16 protein-coding genes and 1 pseudogene are annotated in these 16,742 nt (G+C 35.7%); 13 read left to right on the top strand and 4 right to left on the bottom strand.

What is annotated here, in order from left to right; genetic code table 11:
• Together AT685_RS03505 and hflX are read left to right on the top strand one after the other, a co-directional pair.
• The coding region (locus AT685_RS03505) for a BamA/TamA family outer membrane protein (RefSeq protein WP_234696229.1) at positions 1 to 1,669 on the top strand (1,669 nt) is incomplete at its 5' end.
• A 79-nt stretch (positions 1,670 to 1,748) separates the two neighbouring features.
• Positions 1,749 to 3,008 (top strand): GTPase HflX, encoded by a 1,260-nt coding sequence (gene hflX, locus AT685_RS03500; protein ID WP_072151574.1) that lies wholly within the window; start codon positions 1,749 to 1,751, stop codon positions 3,006 to 3,008.
• 2 nt (positions 3,009 to 3,010) lie between these two features.
• On the opposite strand, the gene AT685_RS03495 is transcribed toward hflX, so the two are convergent.
• Positions 3,011 to 4,051: a bis-aminopropyl spermidine synthase family protein gene (locus AT685_RS03495; RefSeq protein ID WP_081079676.1), complete on the bottom strand. Its 1,041-nt coding sequence runs from the start codon at positions 4,049 to 4,051 to the stop codon at positions 3,011 to 3,013.
• Positions 4,052 to 4,383: 332 nt separating this feature from the next.
• On the opposite strand from AT685_RS03495, the gene AT685_RS03490 reads away from it, so the two are divergent.
• From AT685_RS03490 to AT685_RS03475, 4 genes are all read left to right on the top strand, one after another.
• Positions 4,384 to 4,626, top strand: coding sequence for a hypothetical protein (locus AT685_RS03490; protein WP_143713103.1), 243 nt, complete (start codon positions 4,384 to 4,386; stop codon positions 4,624 to 4,626).
• Positions 4,627 to 4,644: 18 nt separating this feature from the next.
• Positions 4,645 to 4,908, top strand: a complete 264-nt coding sequence (locus tag AT685_RS03485; protein WP_072151572.1) for a 4Fe-4S dicluster domain-containing protein — start codon at positions 4,645 to 4,647, stop codon at positions 4,906 to 4,908.
• A 75-nt stretch (positions 4,909 to 4,983) separates the two neighbouring features.
• Complete coding sequence (locus AT685_RS03480; protein WP_072151571.1) at positions 4,984 to 6,060, top strand: 3-methyl-2-oxobutanoate dehydrogenase subunit VorB; 1,077 nt, start codon at positions 4,984 to 4,986, stop codon at positions 6,058 to 6,060.
• Positions 6,061 to 6,069: 9 nt separating this feature from the next.
• On the top strand, positions 6,070 to 7,503 hold the full coding sequence (locus AT685_RS03475; protein ID WP_072151570.1) for a 2-oxoacid:acceptor oxidoreductase family protein: 1,434 nt from the start codon (positions 6,070 to 6,072) through the stop codon (positions 7,501 to 7,503).
• Between the two features lie 19 nt (positions 7,504 to 7,522).
• Here AT685_RS03475 and AT685_RS03470 read toward each other — a convergent pair whose 3' ends face one another.
• Positions 7,523 to 8,572, bottom strand: coding sequence for a glycosyltransferase family 9 protein (locus AT685_RS03470; protein ID WP_072151569.1), 1,050 nt, complete (start codon positions 8,570 to 8,572; stop codon positions 7,523 to 7,525).
• 64 nt (positions 8,573 to 8,636) lie between these two features.
• Between AT685_RS03470 and AT685_RS03465 the strand changes: the two genes are divergently transcribed.
• Together AT685_RS03465 and AT685_RS08660 are read left to right on the top strand one after the other, a co-directional pair.
• Positions 8,637 to 9,068, top strand: coding sequence for a bis(5'-nucleosyl)-tetraphosphatase (locus AT685_RS03465; protein WP_072149922.1), 432 nt, complete (start codon positions 8,637 to 8,639; stop codon positions 9,066 to 9,068).
• Positions 9,065 to 9,193 carry a hypothetical protein gene (locus AT685_RS08660; protein ID WP_267885878.1) on the top strand — a complete coding sequence of 43 codons (129 nt, stop codon included), beginning with the start codon at positions 9,065 to 9,067 and terminating at the stop codon, positions 9,191 to 9,193. The genes AT685_RS03465 and AT685_RS08660 overlap by 4 nt, the downstream gene beginning before the upstream one ends.
• A 40-nt stretch (positions 9,194 to 9,233) precedes the next feature.
• Here AT685_RS08660 and AT685_RS03460 read toward each other — a convergent pair whose 3' ends face one another.
• A complete protein-coding gene (locus AT685_RS03460) occupies positions 9,234 to 11,918 on the bottom strand; it encodes a T9SS type A sorting domain-containing protein (RefSeq protein ID WP_072151568.1) in 2,685 nt (894 codons plus the stop codon).
• Between the two features lie 239 nt (positions 11,919 to 12,157).
• Between AT685_RS03460 and AT685_RS03455 the strand changes: the two genes are divergently transcribed.
• From AT685_RS03455 to pelF (AT685_RS03435), 5 genes are read left to right on the top strand one after another with little or no spacing between them, the layout of a single operon-like run.
• The gene (locus AT685_RS03455; RefSeq protein ID WP_072151567.1) at positions 12,158 to 12,457 is read left to right on the top strand and encodes an Hpt domain-containing protein; all 300 of its coding nucleotides are present in this window, start codon (positions 12,158 to 12,160) and stop codon (positions 12,455 to 12,457) included.
• On the top strand, positions 12,454 to 13,230 hold the full coding sequence (locus tag AT685_RS03450) for a glycoside hydrolase family 191 protein (protein WP_072149918.1): 777 nt from the start codon (positions 12,454 to 12,456) through the stop codon (positions 13,228 to 13,230). Before AT685_RS03455 ends, AT685_RS03450 begins: the two co-directional genes overlap by 4 nt.
• Complete coding sequence (locus AT685_RS03445; protein WP_072149917.1) at positions 13,227 to 13,634, top strand: ATP-binding protein; 408 nt, start codon at positions 13,227 to 13,229, stop codon at positions 13,632 to 13,634. The genes AT685_RS03450 and AT685_RS03445 overlap by 4 nt, the downstream gene beginning before the upstream one ends.
• Positions 13,627 to 14,826 carry a GT4 family glycosyltransferase PelF gene (pelF, locus tag AT685_RS03440; RefSeq protein ID WP_072151566.1) on the top strand — a complete coding sequence of 400 codons (1,200 nt, stop codon included), beginning with the start codon at positions 13,627 to 13,629 and terminating at the stop codon, positions 14,824 to 14,826. Before AT685_RS03445 ends, pelF (AT685_RS03440) begins: the two co-directional genes overlap by 8 nt.
• A gap of 51 nt (positions 14,827 to 14,877) precedes the next feature.
• The gene (gene pelF, locus AT685_RS03435) at positions 14,878 to 16,347 is read left to right on the top strand and encodes a GT4 family glycosyltransferase PelF (RefSeq protein WP_072151565.1); all 1,470 of its coding nucleotides are present in this window, start codon (positions 14,878 to 14,880) and stop codon (positions 16,345 to 16,347) included.
• Here pelF (AT685_RS03435) and AT685_RS08370 read toward each other — a convergent pair.
• Positions 16,246 to 16,742, bottom strand: a pseudogene (locus AT685_RS08370) (hypothetical protein); the annotation flags it as partial. The gene pelF (AT685_RS03435) and the pseudogene AT685_RS08370 overlap by 102 nt on opposite strands.

The following is a 16,742-nucleotide window of genomic DNA, read 5'->3' as shown; positions in this document are numbered from 1 at the left end:
TTGTATAGCGGTAATCCCAGCGATGACATTAAATAAAAGTGAAATTAACGACAGGGATATTGTGAGGTTTTTGTATGGTCAATTATCCCAGGGTGAATATAAAAAAATTGAAGTTGAAGTTTATAAAGATTCAAGCTTTGCTGAGATTGTAATCCAGACGGAGTTGAACCCAAAAATTAAAAAAGTGGTTATTCACCCTCAATCAATGGGTAATTTCCAGATAGATTTTTCAAAGTTTTCAGACGAGGTTTTGGGTTCAGTTGAGGTTGTGGATACTTGCTTTGTTTTTTATCCAAGCGGAGACATTTATTTCTCTGAGAAGAATGTTTATGAGATTTCACGAAAAATTTTGCATGTTTTCCACGCTTCGGGTTATCCGTTTGTAAAAATTAGAAGTGTGAAATTTGATAGCCTGACCTGTGAAATTAACATTTATTTAAATGATGGCTATGTTTCCGAGGTAAAGGTTTATGGTAATAATAGAACTAAAAATTTTGTCATTTTTCGTGATGTTAAGTTTGGAACAGGTGAAATTCTAACCGAAAATAAGTTGATGGAGACATTGCGGAATCTATGGGTTACGAATCTTTTCTCGCAGATAAGGGTTGACTATAGGGTTGACGATAGTGTTAAGGTTGAACTCTATCTTCAAGAAACATCTTCACAGTTTTTGAGAATTGGGATTAGAATTGACAATGAACGTGGTGGGCAGATTTTTTCCGACTTCAGGAATGAAAATACATTCGGCTTTAATGATGATTTTGGATTGACATTTCAAGGCGGGATGAGAAATTCGCTTTTGAAACTTGAATATAAAGTTGACCGATTGTTCAAAACAATCTTGACCTACAAACTTAGTTTCTATTATTCTGAAAGGAAGATTTATACTTATAGAAGAATTTTGGGCGATGGAGGTTTTTCTTTGAAAAATGAAGGTGAGATTAAATTTTCTTACGCTGGATTTGAATTATCCGCCGGGGGACAATTTGAGAAAATTGGAAATACATTGTTAAAGTATCAAGTGGAGAAGGCACTTGCAAAGAATGTTTCAAGGGTTGAGTTTAAAGAGGGAGAAAATTTACTTGCAAAATTACAGTTAAGCATAAATGTTGATTCAAGGGACAAAATTTATTTTCCCAATCGTGGCGTTTATATGAATGCCTATTACGAGATGTCGCAAAAGTTCTTAGGCTCTGATGTAGCGTATTCAAAAATTTTCTTTTCGTATGAGAATTACAACACTTATTTCAAATATGGAGTTTTGAAACTTAAATTTTTGTTTGGCTTGTGTGATGAATCAACCCCATTATCTCAGCAGTTTTTCATTGGTTCAATCACTGGATTAAATTCTTTCGCTGGGATGAGGGAAGATGAAAACTACGGGAGACAGGTTATCCTTGGTGGGGTGGAGGCAAGGTTTAAGAATCCAGTTAAAATTATCTTTGAAAATTTTATTTCATTGCGTTACGATGTTGGTTCGGCTTGGGAAAAGTTTGAAGCGGTGAGGTGGAAAGATTTAAGACAGGGGATAGGGATTGAGATTGGTTTTGATACACCAGTTGGGGCATTGAGGATGATTGCTGGGAAGAGCTTTATTTTAAAGGGTGTAAAACGAGAAGGCTTGTTCTGGGGTCCGACCATATTCCAGTTTTCGCTTGGTTTTGAGTAAAAATGAACTTGATTTTTTGGTGATGTGTTTTAAATTATAGTATGAAGAACGAAAATAAAGTCAGGAAAGGACAACAGATTTGTCAATTTATACGAGGGAGCGAGAAAGAGCAATTGTAGTTGGTGTAATTTTCCCGCATCAGACCAAAGCTCAGGTGGATGAATATCTTGATGAGCTTGAACTTCTTGCTGATACAGCTGGGGCTGATGTTATTTGTAGAATTTATCAGGAAAGAGAAAAACCAGATCCAGCTTTTTTCATCGGCAGGGGGAAAGCTGAACAGATAGCAAAAATCGTCGGGGAGGAAAAAATTGATGTTGTGATTTTTGATGATGATTTATCTGGTGTTCAAATCAGAAATCTTGAGGATGTGATCAATTGTAAAGTTATAGACAGAACAACCCTTATACTTGATATATTTGCATCTCATGCGAGGACAGCCCCGGCGAAGATACAGGTTGAACTTGCACAACTTGAATATCTTTTGCCGAGGTTGACAGGTAAATGGAGACATCTTTCAAAGCAATATGGTGGTATCGGAACGAAAGGACCTGGCGAAACGCAACTTGAAACAGATAGACGACTTGTTAAAAGGAAAATTGCGATTTTGAGAAGAAAACTCAGCGAAATTGACAATCAGAGAAAAATTCAAAGAAAAGGCAGGCGAGATATATTTAGAGTTGCGCTTGTTGGTTATACAAACGCTGGAAAATCTACACTTTTAAATGCATTAGCTGATGCAAATGCCTATGTTGAGGATAAACTCTTTGCAACTTTGGATGCAACCACACGTGTGGTTAGGCTTTCTCCGACAAGGAAAATTCTTCTGACCGATACGGTTGGATTTATAAGAAAACTTCCACATCATCTCATTGCTTCCTTTAAATCAACGCTTGATGAAGTTGTTGAAGCTGATATTTTGATTCATGTCGTTGATATATCAGCGCCGAATTTTAGGGAACAGATAAAAGTTGTTGAAGAAACGCTTGAGGAACTTAACTCACTTGACAAGCCGACAATCCTTGCCTTCAACAAAATTGATAAATTGCAGGATAGAAGTTTAATCTACTCCCTTGCAAATGAATATAAAGACGCGATTTTCATATCTGCATCCCGTGGGGTTAACATTCATACATTGAAGGAAAAAATTTCCCAGATGATAGACGATCATTATGTTGAAATAACAGGAAAAGTTGAAATTTCAAATTCCGAGGCGATATCGCTTATCTACAAATTTGGAGAAGTCCTTGATGTGAAATATGATACTGATAATTACCTAACATTAAAAATCAAGATAGAGAAAAGGCATCTGCCAAAAATTTCATCGTATATTTTTTAACTTTATTTCCAGTTCTTATTTTCAACCGTGCACCAAGCTTCGTCATCAACATAGAGTTTGTAGGTAGATTTTAAGCGGGGGTGTTTTTTAAGTTTAATTTTATCGTACGCCTCAACTCTAAAGAAAGATGATCTAAACCAGTTTGTATTTGGTATCCCGATTTTAAGCTTTTTATTGATCAGGTAATGATTATAGTTTTCAACCCATTGATTTTCATCTTCGGGGTAGTAAGAGAAATCACGAATTATGTCGGTTATGACCATTCCAGTTGAAAGTATAAATTTTTGAATGTGATACCATTTTTCAAGGTTTGCTTCAATATGTGTTAGCCCAAAGTATCCAGCGGAGTTTCTCTTTTTGAGCGCTTGCATACAACGATATGTAAAGAGAATGAAACCTTCCAAAGTTTCAACAGGATCTGTTAAGAATGTATCATATTTGTTCATCTCTTTTTTGGGAAAGGAATCAAGGACATCGTGCGTTATAGTTTTTATGTTAAGGTTGTATTCTTTTGAGACATCATTTATAAAGTCGGTTAACCTTTTGTCAATTTCAAGAACGGTGATTTTTCTGGAAACACCGAGTAAACCAATGGCTATGCTTACGAGGTCGTCATCTCCGAGAATGAAAACCGCTTTATTTTCAATATCTCCTCTTTCATACATAAAAATAGCCCGTCTCATTGCATCTTCAGCACTTATGAAACCTTGATCATATTCAATTGATGGTAATGGGCGATTCTTAACTATGTTCTTATAAGTTTCAAAAATTTTCTGATATTCGCCTTTTATCTCTATTCCACCACGACAATGCTCACATCGGGGATCTGGGTAGAATTTTAAAGAGGTTTGATTATTGAGATAAAATTTTTCGCCGTCCCTTTTTATGATATTATCTTTTATAAGTTTATTCAGGGTTTGATAAAGCTCTTTTAAAGTCCCGTCCTGTCTGTTGACTATTTCCCAGAAAGTTTTTGAGCCGGAAGCCAGAGAACGCAATATCTGATTCTTTATCCTTTCGTTGATCATAATTTCTTCTGCCACACTTTAATTTTTTAAATTAATTTACAATTCATTCTGTTAATTTCAAAAGTCATACTTTACAAAATTGGGTCGGGAAGACTTGAAATTTTGATAAAAATTTTGTGCAGATAAATTTGAAGGTGTGTCATTTTTGAACAATCCGAAGTTTTCAGGCTTATTTTTGCTTAAATTAAAATAAAATTTCCTCTGGCATAGAGTTTGCATTTTAGTTAAAATGAAGGTATATTAAGTGAGAAAATAAAATTTTGGATTCATTCATGAGGAACTTTAACATCACAGAGCGTATTCAGCGGGTAAAAAAATACTTCCGAAGAACTTCAAAGGAAGAGGTGATGCTTTTAATAAATCAAGCGATAAAAAGGCTTGGGGAAATTGAGAGAAAAACTGACGAGATATGGGCTTATGTTATAGATATGAGCAAGAAAAGAGATAGGAAAATTTATGTGGAGTTGATTGGGGAGGAGCTGGATAGAATAGTTGAGGAGGTTGAAACTATAAAGGAAATTTTAAACAAGGCAAAAGAAAACATTCATCTTTCCCAGCGGAAAGAATACGAAATTGACCTTTGGATTTAAAATGAAAGTGGAGGAGAAATGCAAGTAACACTTCAAAAAGCTTTTATTAAAATTAACAAGGAACAATGCAAAGGATGCACTCTTTGCATTGAAACATGTCCAGTTAATGTTTTGAAGGTTTCAGATAAGTTCAATTCGCGTGGTTATCACTATGCTGAATATGTTGGAGATGGTTGTACGGGTTGCGGTGTTTGTTTTTACGCTTGCCCGGAACCTGGTGCTATAACAGTTTATAAACGTGGTGCAGTTATTGATGAGGAGATTTTAGCCTCATTTAATTAAGCAAGGCGTAAAAAACGCTTTATTTAATTTAAACTGCTAAAAACATTAGCAGAAAAAACAAATGATCTTTTAAAAATGCCAAAACAATTAATGAAAGGAAATGAAGCTGTTGTAAGGGGGGCAATTTTAGCTGGATGTAGAGCATTTTTCGGATATCCAATTACGCCAGCAAGTGAAATTGCTGAAGCTGCTGCACTTCTAATGCCTGAGGTTGGAGGGGTTTTTATCCAGGCAGAAAGTGAGGTTGCGGCAATTAATATGTTATTTGGTGCTTCAAGCGGTGGCATTAGAGCAATGACAGCGTCATCAAGCCCGGGAATAAGCTTAATGCAAGAGGGTATTTCATATGCAGCTGGCGCAGAACTTCCAATGGTTATAGTTGATGTGATGAGGGGTGGTCCTGGGCTTGGAAATATAGCACCAGAGCAAGGAGATTATTACCAGGTGGTTAAAGGTGGAGGACATGGAAATTATAAGGTTATCGTCCTTGCCCCGAACTCAGTTCAAGAAATGTGTGACTTAACTTATCTTGCTTTTGACCTCGCCGAAAAATATAGAAACCCTGTGTATGTCCTTGCTGATGGATTTATAGGTCAAATGGTGGAACCAGTTGAATTTCCAGAGCCGAAAATTCCAGAGATTGATAAATCATGGTGCGTTGACGGGACTGCTGAGACAAGACATAACCTTATAACATCCATTTATCTTGCACCAGAGGAACTTGAACAGCATAACCTGAGGCTTAAGGAGAAATACGAACGAATTAAAAAAGAAGAAGTCAGATACGAAGCATATAAAACTAATGATGCTGATGTGATTCTTATTGGATATGGGATTGTTTCAAGAATTTTGAAGAGCGTCGTTGATATAATGAGGGAGGATGGATATAAAGTTGGATTGTTAAGACCGATTACTCTTTTCCCGTTCCCAGAGGAAAAAATTAGAGAGCTTGCAAAAACTACACAGCTCTTTTTCGTAGTTGAGTTAAGCACTGGGCAAATGGTTGATGATGTTAAGCTTGCTTTGAATGGGATGCGTGAGGTTAGGTTTTATGGAAGATGCGGTGGAATGGTGCCATCAGCTGAGGAAATAGTTGAGCAAGTTAAATCTATTTTTGAAGAGATTGAAAAAGAAATTGAACATCAAAAGTGAGGTGAGAAAATGGCAACGCCAACAATACTTAAAAAACCCAGCACTTTTTATGATGTTTTCACAAGAAAACCGGATGCAGATAAAATAAACACTCACTATTGTCCTGGATGCGGTCATGGGAAACTTCATAAACTTATAGCTGAGGCAATTGAAGATTTTGGAATTCAAGATAGAGTTATAATCATTAACCCAGTTGGTTGTTCTGTTTTCCTTTATTACTACTTTGATACTGGACATATTCAAGTAGCGCATGGTAGAGCTCCAGCGGTTGCTACGGGAATTAAAAGGGTTCACCCACATAGCATAGTTATAAGCTACCAAGGTGATGGTGATCTTGCAGCAATAGGTGGAAATGAGATTTTACACGCAGCAAATCGTGGTGAGCATATAACTGTTTTCTTCGTTAATAACGCAATTTACGGGATGACAGGTGGTCAAATGGCTCCAACGACATTGCCAGGGATGAAAACGACAACGACGCCTCGTGGAAGGAATATTCACAATGAAGGTTATCCATTGAGGATGGCTGAGCTGATTGCAACGCTTGAAGCACCTGTATATGTTGAACGGGTTGCTTTAACAGATGCAAAAAATATGGCAAAAGCGAGAAAAGCAGTAAGAAAAGCAATTCAAATTCAAATTGAAAACAAGGGATTTGCTTTTGTTGAGGCGCTCTCCGCTTGCCCAACTGGCTGGGGGATGAATCCACCAGACGCGGAAAAGTGGATTAATGAAGTTATGACCAAATATTTCCCTCTTGGCGTCTTTAAAGATATTTCAGATAAAGTTGAACCTGTAAAGTTTGAAAAGAAAATTTTAACGCCTGAGGAAATCAAAAAAGCAATCGGCATTGATGGTGAGACGATCGTGGGGGTGAAAAAATATCAAAGAAACAGAATTGCTGAAAAATATAAAAATCCAAAGATCAAAGTTGCAGGTTTTGGTGGTCAAGGGATACTTTTGCTCGGGCTTGTGCTTGCTCAGGCGGGAATGCTTGAGGAATATCATGTCTCCTGGCTTCCATCTTATGGACCTGAAATGAGAGGCGGGACGGCAAATTGTCATGTTAATATCTCTGAAACTGAGATCGCCTCGCCCCTTGTCTCAATTCCAACTGTATTAATAGCAATGAATAGACCTTCACTTGAAAAATTTGAACCAACTGTTAAACCCGGTGGAGTCATATTTTATGATAATTCATTGATTGATATTGAGCCATCAAGAAAAGATGTTGAAATTGTCCCTGTGCCAGCAACTAAAATTGCGGATGACCTTGGCTCAACGAAAGCTGCAAATATGGTTATGATCGGAGCATATATCGGTTATACAGGGATCCTAACAAAGGAAAGTATATTTGACGCACTTGATTTAACTGTTAAGAGAAAAGAATTAAACGAGATAAACAGAAAAGCAATTGAAGCGGGAATTAAATTTGTCGTATGATTAAAAGGGGCTGAATTTCTCAGCCCCTTTTAATTAATCTTACCACCTCATTGAAAACCATATCAACCGTTAATAATTTCATGCATTTCATATAATCATCTCCCTTTCTATTGCAGAAATCAAGATGGCAGGGGTGACATTCAACATCTACCCTTAAAGCTTTATAGCCTTTGCTTTCGGGGTATGGGAACCATATATCTTCCTCTCCTGGTCCAAAAATCCCAATTGTTTTCGTTCCAACAGCAACAGCAATATGCATAGGTCCACAATCATTTGAAATATATAGATCAAGCATAGATAAAACACTTGCAAGTTCCCGTAAATTAAGCGAGTCAAGCAGTGTTATATTTCTTTTATTGGTGAGGTTGAAAACTTCAATTGCTAACTCTGTTTCCTCTTTTGAATGAGTGATGATTACATTAGCATTAAGTTTTGATGAGATTTTATCCGCAAGCATTGCGAAATTTTCCTTCAGCCACATTTTGGCAGGCCATGTTGCCCCGGGATGGATTCCAACAGTTTTTCTATTTAAGTCAATCCCTTTCCCCTTTAGATAATTAATTGCCCATTTTCTTTCTTCATCTGTAAGAAAGATTTCAGTTTTAATGTCAATTTCAGATAAAGGCTCGTTAAATGTAATCCCAATTGGCTTCAGATAATCAAGGTGAAATTTTATCGCATTTTTTCTTTCGGCGCTTTTTGGTATCAGGTGGGTATAAAGATATTTTCGCCATCCAAATTCTCCACCAATTCTCGTTCTCGCCCCGCTTAAAAAAGTTAGAATTGCGCTTCTTGGGTTTCCAAATAAATCAATTACAAGGTCAAATTTTTTCGCCCTTAATTCCTTGATAAATTTAATTTGTTCCTTCATGCCCCAAGAGAAATCAAACGGTATCAGCTCATCAAGATATGGATTATTTTCAAGAAGTGAGATTGCGTTTTTATCAGCAAGGTAAGCGATGTATGAGTTAGTGAATTTGTTTCGCACCGCTCTTATAACAGGGGTTGTTAGCACGACATCACCTATAAACCGAAGGCGCGTTATCAAAATCCTTTCAAAAGTGTTCATTTTTTGTGAATTTGAAATTTTTTTGACAAATTTAGTTAGATAAAAAATAATTTGAAAGAAGAAATTGCTTCGTGAACATTCGGCAGGTGCAGTTGTTTATAGAGAGGAAGGAGGGGAGTATAAATTTTTAATTTTAAAATATGGACTTGGGCATTGGGATTTTCCGAAAGGTAATGTTGAAAAAGGAGAAAGTGAAATTGAAACAGTTAAAAGGGAAATCGCTGAAGAAACAGGAATTGACCAAATAGAAATAATTGAGGGTTTTAAAGAAGGGGTTGGATATTACTACAGATTGAAAGGAAATTTAGTTTATAAAACTGTAAATTATTATCTCGCCAAAACAGAGCAAAAGGATGTGAAATTATCTTATGAGCATGAAGATTACGCTTGGGTTACTATTGATGAGGCACTAAAATATATCAAGCATAAAAATAGTATCAATGTTTTAAATAAAGCCTATCAGTACATAAAAAATAAAAAAAGTGAGTCCAGGTGAGGAAAATTATTAACTTTCTTCTTCTTGCCCTTATTCCGCTTGCTTTAATTACAATTATAATCTTTTTAGCAAGGATTTTAACTGTTGATGATAATCTTTTTGATGAGAGCGAGATTTACTCTTAAAATTAAAGAGCCGGGCGCTTTTGCGCCCGGCTCTGAAGAATTACTTTATCAACATCATCTTCTTAACACTTACAAACTTGCCCGCCTCAAGACGATAGAAATAAACCCCGCTTGGATATCCACTCATATCCACACTAATACTGTACCTCCCAGCAGAAATCTCATCCTCAAATACCTTCATGACCTCTCTGCCAAGAATATCATAAATTGTTAGCTTAACATGTTCCTTCTGTGGTATTTCAAACTCTATCTTCGTCGCAGGATTAAATGGATTAGGATAGTTCTGATATAGAGCAAATTTACTTGGAGTTATATTTTCATCTTTTTTAACACCTGTTATTGCATCTGGAATCCAACCTATCAAATAATATCTAAGCGCTTCTCCGGCAATAAAATAAATTCTCTTCAAATCTTCATAAGCAAACGGTTTAAAATCATCCCAGAATATCTCGCCTTGACGTGTGAAATTAGTTATTCCAAAATCAGAAAGGTTGTATGTCCGAACGCTTTGGAAATTATCAAGCGAATTAATATGATAAATTTTTTGAGTTTTTGTAATTCCAAGCACATGGATGTTCCTATCTCTATCTCTGAGGATTGAAACAAACTGCGGGCTATCAAGGTTTGTGTATAACCCTGCTGATGTGGGTATTGAGATCACAGAGTCGCGGACAAGCTTATATTTATAGGATAAAAGATCTTTTGAATAGTTTAGCCAGTAAGATTTTTCAAAGCAATGCATATTTCCATTTTTATCAACCTCAAACGCAATATCAGTTCTGCCACCTCCAATGTCTAAATTTCCTGAGATAAATAATCCTTTCGGATTTGAAAAACCATTTAAGTTCCCATAAACAAAGTTAACACCGCTGACATAATTAAGGTAGATTATATATACATTCCCATTATTTGTTGACTTTATTCTAACCCAATTGGTGCCCGATATAGAAAGCGTCCCACCAGTATTGATTGGAGGAGCAAAGGTTCCAGATGAATTATTTGTATAGTAGATAATTCCGGTATTATTTTCATACTTCACATACACAACATGAGCAATTCCATTGTCATCAATGTCAAAGTCTATATATGTCCCTTGCGGAATCGTATCTGGCATAACACTGTAACCTCCTTCAAGTTGGAGGTTTGATGTTAATTTGTAATAATACCATTGCCCCAAATCGGTGTTACCATGGGATAAAACTTTAAAAATAAGCAAGTGAATTTGATTGTTTTTATCAACTCTAGCAATGGGATATATCCATGATGAAAATCTTGGTCTTAATCCGATATGTCCAGGTAGATAAATCTTTTTAATATCTGCCGTATCAAATTCAGTTAAAAATTCGTTGTTTGTTTCCCTTATCTCAAATAGATATATAACTCCTGTTGAATCGTTCAATAATTCATATCTTGCCGTGTTAAACAAGTGAAGTTTGTTATCATGCTTGACAAGATTGAGAGCCTTGTATTGCTTAGGACCAGAAAATTTAATCTCGGAGTAGGGGATAAGATATTTATAAATAAAATTGCCCTGTTTCTGCCTGACTAAATATTCGGGATAATTAAATAAAATTACAGCATCGTTTGAGTTTAATGCATCTATACTACTATATTTCAATACACCAGAGGTGGGATTAGTAAGATTTGAGGGGAAGATTGATTGGTCAATTGGGTGATATAGTGAATAGCCTGAAAGGTCAGAGATGGGAAGATTTTGAAATAGATAATACCCATAACCCGAACCAATTTTTAAAACATGCAGTTTGTTATCTCTATCAAGTGTGAAAATTGAATTGTCAAGAGGAGATGTCATTGGCATCAATCCATTTTGAGTTAATGATATTTGAAATTTTGCAATGGTCTTGTAACTATCGTTATAGTCAGCCATATGCAAAGGGATTTCTACGGGAAGAACTGGAGTTGAAGAAGTGCTATGGGATATTATTTGTCTTTGACCATTGATGTCATATTTTAAGAGAAAATTTTCAACATAAAGAGTATCATAGGGGTAAAGATTATCATGAGCTCTGTAAATTAGGTTAACGAAAAGATTTTTATTTGCAAATGGGATAACAGAAGGTCCGGCAAATGGGTTGGCAGAATTTGGCAGATTAATCTGTATAGTTTTAGGTGTAATGTTATTTGCTGAAGGATTAACAAGTTGAGTCCATTTAATTACAGTATAAAACGGAAAATAGTGAAGGAAATTGACAACGATTTGAGCATCTGTTGTTCTAATTACATTAACTTGAAAATAATAAGGCGAAATATAACCAGAAATTGGTAAGGCAGTTGTACCCAAATAATAAACAGTATCAACTTGAGAGTTTGTATAAAACATATACACTCTATCTGAATCGCCATATCCAAAACCCGCTTTAAAAGATGCAAATGCTATATGGATTACATCAGATGTGTCAACAGCAAAATCGTATCTATCTGCAAGATAAGTAAAGAAATTGAAATCTGGGATTTGGGTGTGAGCGCGAGCAATTGGTTTAAATGGACCGAAATACCCGTTTTTATTATTCGTTGTATAAAATCTTCTCCCGTCGTAACTCAGAACATAGATATTTCCCTGTGCATCATATTTTACCCTGGCATGGTAAAAATCTTCAAGGTTGGGCTCTCTCTGATATACTGTAAATACTTGGGAAACTTGAGAATTTAGGATTGAGAGCATAGAAATAAAAACTAAAACGATGAGGATAATTCTCTTAGCCATAGCACCCTCCGTTTTTTGTTTTTATCATAAGTTAAAAAAAACTGTTATAAGTTAGAAATTTCCCAAAGAGTTTTATGTGATTTATATCACTTTACAGTGAGTGCAAGGTTTCTTCAGGGTTTCAAAAAAGGTATTATGATGGTGGTATAGAATTGCAAGCGGGGGTAAGATCGAATTTTTAACTTATTTGAAATTTTAGGCTGTTTTTTTAACTTTATAAAAAATAAAGTTTTTCACACATGAGCGCTACATCGGATGATTTTAACTTAAAAAACTTGCAGAAAATTTTTTTAAGTATCGCAGAAAAGAAAGCAAAGCAAATGATGGAGGCAATTGAATTAAAAAATTTTGATTTAGTTAAACTATACGCACATCAACTTAAAGGTTCTGGTGGATCATATGGCTTCCCGAGGATTACAGAAATCTCATCTCAAATAGAGCAGAAATGTATCCAGAACTCTTGCGATGAAGTTATAAAGTTAGTTCAAGAGTTGCATAACCTGATTGATAAATTAAAGCAGGAGATTTGCTCGGAATGATTTTGTTTTTACTTTATCTTATCTTCGTTTTTCCTTCCGATATACACAAAAAGATTGAGGACATCAAAAAATACGCTGTTTGTTATTCAAAGGTATCAGTAGATGAGATAGAAAGTTTTGAACTTTTAATCCTTGACCCAGACCATTACACAGCAGATGAAATAGCGAAGTTTAAAGAATATGATGTAATTTTAATAGCATACATCAACATAGCAGAATTTGAAACCTATCGGGGTTATTCTATCCCAGATTCCTTGATAATTGGAAAGAACCCAAATTGGGAAAATCATTTTTATGTTGATATAACATCTGATATCTGGCAGGATTTAATTTTCAATCAAATTATTCCGAAAATAATATCAAAGAATTTTGATGGCTTTTTCATTGACATGATAGACATTGTTCAAATTTTCCCGCATTTTAGGGAAAAGGTGATTGATATGATAAGGCTGATGAAAGCGCAAAATAAAGGGAAATTTATCATTGCCAACAACGGTTGGGCTTTAATTGACACATTAAAAAATTATGTTGATGCCTTTTTGATTGAGGGGCTTTTTACAAGATATGATTTTCAGAGGAAAAGATACTTTGTTAGGTTTGAGAAGGAATATGCCAGTAAGGTTGAAATTTTGAAATCTTTGGGTAAGAAAATTTTTACGCTTGATTTTTTGTCAGAAAATGATAAAAGAAGAAGTTATGTTAAGAACCTTTCACGATATTATGGATTCACGCCCTATGTGTCAACGATAGAACTAAATAAAATTTATAGATGACTCTGGAAATTAAAGAGAGGCTTGATATTGGGAAAATTTCCGATTTAAGGGCAAAGGTTAAGGATTTTTTGCTATCAAATGAGATTGATGATGAAACCGCAGGCGATGTTGAACTTGTTGTGAGTGAAATTCTTACAAATATCTATAAGCATTCATATAAAGGGAATGACGGTGATGTCGTTATAAGGGTTTGGGTGAACGATGAAAAGATTGAGATTTCAATAAGAGATTTCGGTGAAAAGTTTGCCCCGGAAAAAGTTAAAGAGCCTGATCCGGAGGTTCTTGCAGATCATGGTTATGGTCTTTATATTGCGAGCCAAATCATGGATAAAATTGAATATATACTTTCTCATGAATCTGGAATGGAGGTAATTTTAACAAAGTATCTGAAAAAAAATGGTTGATGTTTGTTTGATACTTGAGGGGACATATCCTTATGCCATTGGTGGTGTGTCAAAGTGGGTGCATACACTTGTGAAGAATTTAAATCACATTGAATTTTCAATTGTTCATTTATATTCTGGTGAGAAAGGGGATGTTAAATTTAAAATTCCTGAAAATGTTAAGTCAATCGTTGAAATAGATGTGCTAAATGGACTTGGGTTTAGATTTGATTTTAGCGATCTGATTGAAATTGTGCCCGAAGCAAAAGTTTATCATAGTTTGTCAACTGGATTTGCAGGACTTTTGGGCTTGCAGATGAAATCTATGAAAATGAAACCTTTGATTTTAACTGAACATGGTTTGTATTGGAAGGAGATTGAATTTGGAGTTGATGAGGTTGAATGTGGTTTTAAAATTTTCAAAAGTTCAAAAGAGAAAGAAAAACTTTGCACTGAAAGAAGGGGGTATTTAAAAATTTTCAAAGATATAGCAAGGAGATGTTATCTTGGTGCTGATGTAATCACAACTGTTTGCAGATATAATTTTGAGCAACAGTTGAGTTTGATTTCGGGGGATGAGGTGAAAGATTTAAGATCAAAATTTCATGTTATTGAAAATTTTGTTGAGCCTGAATTTTTTAAATCCACCGTTGGGGGGAGCAAAGTTGGAAAAATCGTTAGCTTTATCGGAAGGGTAGTAGGGATAAAGGATGTTAAAACATTTATAAAAGCGATGCCTTTAATTTTAGAGAAGGTTAATAATGTTAATTTCTTAATTATCGGTGATTTAACGCAGGATGTTGAATATGTGAGTGAATGTTTTAAATTGGTTGAGGAACTCGGTCTCGTCGGCAGGGTAACATTTACCGGGGAAGCGGACAGCATTGATTATCTTAACATAACGGATGTTCTTGTTTTGCCAAGCATAAGCGAGGGGCAACCCTTTGTACTTCTTGAAGCTATGGCTTCAGGTGTTCCAGTGGTTGCAACATCTGTTGGTGGAGTCCCAGAACTTATTAGCGAAAGTGGGATTGAATGTGGATTTTTATTTGAGGTCGGTGACTATATTAAACTTGCTGAAAATGTTGTTAAAGTTTTAAATGATGAAATTCTGTGGAGGAAACTGTCCGAGAATGGAGTTAAAAAGGCAAAAAGATTTACAGTTGAGAGGTTTATTAAACGCTATGAGCAGATTTATTCAAATTTTATTTGAAGAGTATGGTTTAATTCCGAGGGAGTGTGATAATTTATTACATAAAATCAAATGAGAAAAAAAGCAATTCTTTTTGAGACTGAAGGAACTTATCCATTTGTTGGCGGTGGAGTGAGCACATGGGCAGATATACTTGTGAACAATTTAAAGGATTTTGATTTTTATATTTATGCTGTAACGGGAATGCCTTATGTTGAATATAAGTATAAACTTCCTTCAAATGTAAAGTTAGTTCGCCAAATTCCGTTATGGGGTTCTGAGGAGCCCTTTGAAGATATATTTTTTGAAATACCTTTTTCAAGCATTTATATAAGAAAGACGAAGGTTAGCGAGAGGGTTGTCATTCGGAAATTTATCCCGATATTTATTGAGTTTATTTCATCTCTTATGAATCCATTTTCTGATCCTGAAGAATGTGCGGGTTATATATGGCTTATGCACAGGTATTTCAGCGAATATGATTATAAGCAAACATTTAAAAGTTTCGCTGTATGGCAGGAATTTAAAAGGTTAGTTGTTTTGAAATATCTTGAAGAAAATCAGTTCCTCAGGGAGGATGAGGTTCCTTCTGTTTATGATTTAACACTTGCGATGAGGTGGCTTTATCATTACCTGATGCCACTTTATGTTGATGTGCCGGAGGTTGATTTAAGCCATGCGACGGCAGCTGGTTTTAGCGGGTTGCCGAGCGTGGTCGCAAAGATGAGAAGCGGGATTCCGCTTGTCGTGACAGATCACGGGGTTTTCGCAAGGGAAAGATATATTGGAATTGGGAGTGAGAAAAGTTTAAGTTTTTTTGCCAAAAAATTTTTGATAAATCTTTCAATTTTGGTCTCAAAGATGCTTTATAAGCTTGCTGATAAAGTCCTGCCAGTGTGTAAATTTAACACGACATGGGAAAAAATTTTTGGGGTTGACGAAGGTAAAATAAAAGTTATCTATAATGGTGTTGACCCCGAAGTTTTTAAGCCTAAACCGAAGCCAGAAAAAACAAGCGGATTCCCAACGGTAGTTGCAGCAGCAAGGATTATGCCACTTAAAGATATTGAAACGATGATAAAAGCAAGCGCAATTGTGAGAGAGGCAATTCCAAATGTTAAGTTCATTGTATATGGTTCTCTTGATGCTGATCCAGTTTATACAAGAAAGTGTCAACTTTTGATAAAGGAGTTAAGACTTGAGGATACATTTATACTTGCGGGACATCATCCAAAGCCGAGTGAAATTTACAATGAGGGGGATATCTCAATACTTTCAAGTATATCCGAGGGTTTCCCATATACTGTGATTGAATCAATGGCGTGCGCAAGACCTGTTGTAGCAACAGATGTGGGCGGTGTGAGGGAAGCTCTTGAAGGGTTTGGAATAATTGTTAAGCCTCGGGATCCGAAAGCACTTGCAGAGGGAGTTATTAAACTTTTAACGGATCACGAACTTCGTGAAACGCTTGGAAGAAGAGCAAGGGAAGAAGTTTTGGCAAAGTTTAGAATTGATGTTAGCGTTGAGGAAAAGCAAAAGTAAAGCAACTAAAACTGTAAAAATTACACCATAATTAAAAATTTGAATTGCTATATCTCGCGCAGTTTTCTTGTTGCCCAAGCTTAAATAATATGTCACTTCCCTACCCATAACCTGTGTAAATCCACCCGTCGTTATGAAACTCAAAATCGTCCCAAAAGCAACTATCGTTGCCTGCAACTCACTGAACTTCACCCACGCCCAAAGTGAATAACCAGTAAAAGCAATAAATGCAATTTGCGTAGCTATTGGAAGCCCAAGTGCGAGTCCAGAAAAATAATGCTTGAAAAAGTTCCAAATCCTTTTACCAAACAAAATAAACTTGCTTTCCTTGCCCTTTCTATCTGATTTAACCCTTAACTTACAAATTTTATAAACAGCTTCGCTTAGCTCAAATA

It is taken from the genome of Candidatus Kryptobacter tengchongensis (genome assembly GCF_001458555.1).
Lineage (GTDB): Bacteria > Bacteroidota > Ignavibacteria > Kryptoniales > Kryptoniaceae > Kryptonium > Kryptonium tengchongense.
The sequence above is the reverse complement of the archived record's forward strand: the minus strand, read 5'-3'. Positions and strand labels throughout refer to the sequence as shown.